General features: G+C 63.7%; 4 protein-coding genes. 1 reads left to right on the forward strand and 3 read right to left on the reverse strand.

Annotated elements, in window-relative coordinates; genetic code table 11:
- On the forward strand, nucleotides 1–320 hold a 320-nt coding region (locus tag AC5JJ6_RS16980), incomplete at its 5' end, for a hypothetical protein (protein WP_496043190.1).
- Nucleotides 321–407: 87 nt separating this feature from the next.
- Here the strand turns inward: AC5JJ6_RS16980 and AC5JJ6_RS16985 are convergent.
- The 3 genes from AC5JJ6_RS16985 to AC5JJ6_RS16995 form a co-directional block, all read right to left on the reverse strand.
- On the reverse strand, nucleotides 408–650 hold the full coding sequence (locus AC5JJ6_RS16985; protein ID WP_044429595.1) for a hypothetical protein: 243 nt from the start codon (nucleotides 648–650) through the stop codon (nucleotides 408–410).
- Nucleotides 651–884: 234 nt separating this feature from the next.
- Nucleotides 885–1,961, reverse strand: coding sequence for an ABC transporter ATP-binding protein (locus AC5JJ6_RS16990; RefSeq protein ID WP_496043191.1), 1,077 nt, complete (start codon nucleotides 1,959–1,961; stop codon nucleotides 885–887).
- 100 nt (nucleotides 1,962–2,061) lie between these two features.
- A complete protein-coding gene (locus AC5JJ6_RS16995; RefSeq protein WP_496043192.1) occupies nucleotides 2,062–2,634 on the reverse strand; it encodes a GNAT family N-acetyltransferase in 573 nt (190 codons plus the stop codon).
- Nucleotides 2,635–2,771 lie beyond the last annotated feature (137 nt).

Genomic DNA, 2,771 nt, shown 5'->3' on the forward strand with positions numbered 1-2,771 from the left:
CCGATACCTTCACCTTCGAGCCCGACCAGGAAGTCCACTCGATCCACCGCGACCGCATCGGCGAATTGCGCACGCGCCTGGCTCTTTTGCAGCAGGAAAGCGACCGGATAACGCGCGGCTTCGTGCGGCTCCACGCCTTGCGCTCTGAGATGGCGACACCGGGCGCCGATCTGGTGGGCCGCGTGGAGCAGCTGATCGCGCGTCACGAGGCGGACATCATCCGCACCCATGCTCTGCTGTACGATGCCTCGACCCTGCTGGAAGAAACGGAAAACCTGTGGGCACGGCAGGCGATGCAGCATATCCCGGCGGGCTCCTGACGGGCGCCCGGCCGCCGCTCCGCTTGCGATCCCGACCCGCAAAACAATTCAGGGCCGCCCTTGCGGGCGGCCCTGATCTTTTTGCCGTCAGGCGCGCCCCAGAGGCGCTTCGTTCAGTAACTGCTGGCTCAGCAGCATGCGCTTGAAGATGGGCTTGTGCTCCAACCCGTCCGGAATGTCGAAGCTGTAGTCGAGCAGGTCGGCGCCCTCGCTCATATAGAGCAGGAGGTCGTGAAGACGGGCGAGTGTCTCGTGGTCGGCGGATACCATCGCCTTGTCGAGCAGGCCATGCAGTTCCTGCTCAACCTTGACCTCGTGCCGCTGGCTCATATCGCCCTCCTTAGCAAAAGAACAACTACCGGAACAGTCTGTCTTATAAGACCGGCTTTGAAGCCGGCGCATCGGATGCATCACTTATACGGACGAGCATCCTTTATGGATGCACCGGGCAGGCGGAGCAAACCTAAAGGAGACACCCCTGCATAATATCATAGGAATTATGCCCCTCATCCTAAACGGCGGCTCCACCGTCCAAGGTCGAACCGCCGGAGGAGCGCCGGCTTGTCAGAGCCGCCGGCCGGTACCCGCCTCGAAGACGTGGCCGTTGTTCAGGCGAGGCATCAGCCTGATCGTTTCCCCGGCGCGGAAGGCATGGCGCTCCACGAACATCGCGCAGGCGTCGAGACCGCCGATCCGGCAGAACACCAGCGTATCGTCCCCGGTCGGTTCGATCACCTGAACCAGCGCCGGCACGCCCTGCTGGGCAGAGTCGGTCACCAGATGCAGATGGCCTGGCCGGATACCGTAGGTAACCGGCTGGCCGTCGGTTCCTCCTATCAGGGGATCGACCGGAAAGGCGATGTCGCCCGGCGCCTCGACCCAGGCGCTCCGGCCGTCGCGGCGGAAGGTCCCTTCGAAGAAGTTCATCGCCGGCGATCCGATGAAGCCGGCGACGAAGGTGTTGGCCGGATAGTCGTAAAGCTCCAGCGGCGTGCCGATCTGCTCGACATGGCCGTCATGCATGACGACGATTCGGTCGGCCATGGTCATGGCCTCCACCTGATCGTGCGTGACGTAGATCGACGTCGTCCGCAGGCGCTGGTGAAGCGCCTTGATCTCGGTGCGCATCTGCACCCGCAGCTTGGCGTCCAGATTGGACAACGGCTCGTCGAACAGGAAGACCTGCGGGTCGCGGACGATGGCGCGGCCCATCGCGACGCGCTGGCGCTGGCCGCCGGAAAGCTGGCGGGGATAGCGGTCCAGGTACGGGATCAGGCCCAGGATCTCGCCGGCCTCGCGCACCCGCTTGTCGACCAGCTCCGGATCGGCCTTCCGAAGCTTCAGGCTGAACGCCATGTTGTCGAACACGGTCATGTGCGGATAGAGCGCGTAGTTCTGGAACACCATCGCGATGTCCCGCTCCTTGGGCGGCACCAGATTGACGATGGTGCCGCCGATCGAGATTTCGCCGCCGCTGATCTGCTCCAGCCCCGCCACCATGCGCAGCAGAGTGGACTTGCCGCAGCCGCTCGGGCCGACCAGGACGACGAACTCCTCGTCCTCGATATCGATGTCTATGCCGTGGATGACTTCATTCTGCCCGTAGGCTTTGCGGACCTGGGTGATCCCGACGGATGCCATGGCGTTCCCTGTCTCCCTGTTCGGCCGCTCTGACGGCGGCGTTCGATTTCAACAGGGTAACGGGTTCACGCCAGGGCAACAAGCCGCCTTCTGGACGCCGTCAGGCGGCGGACGGAACCGGCATTTCCTCCGATCGGCCCTGCCACTGGTCGAGTACGCCGTTGACCAGGGCGGCGCTGTTGTCCAGCGCCTCCTGCATCAGGCTGAGCTGGTTTGGCCAGGGCATTTCGATCCAGCCGGTCGCCTCGCCGCTATCGCATTCCAGCGTGCCGAGAAACTTGCGGACGATCGCCTGCATGCGGCGATTGCCGATCATGCAGATCAGCATCAGCCGGCGAAGGGACCGATTGCGGGCCACGGTCATGATCCGGCGCACGACGCCCGATCCGATCCCCTGCCCCTGGAACTCGCGCTCGACGCTGACCGCCAGTTCTCCCTCGCCCGGCCAGACCTTCGGCTCAGTCCTCAGCTCGGCGACGGCGCGAAGCTCGCCGCGCACGAAGCAGCCGACCATGATGGTGAAACGCCAGTCGATGCCTTGGCAGTAGGCCGTGATCGACTCGTCGGTCTTGAAACCGCAGAAGCGCGCGTAGCGGTCCTGGGAAGACAGCCGGAGCAGATGGTCCCGGTAGACGTTGAGGTCGGTGGGAAGAAGCTTCCGGTAAAAGGTCATGATGGACTTCACATCCGTATCTTCGGGAACGAACGCCTTCAGTCCTTGGAACCTTTCCATCCCTTTGTATCGATGGGACAGGGTCGCTCGGATAGAACGCCCTGTCTCCGGGTAGCCGTTGGTCTAGCCACCTCACC

Source organism: Skermanella sp. (genome assembly GCF_059503625.1).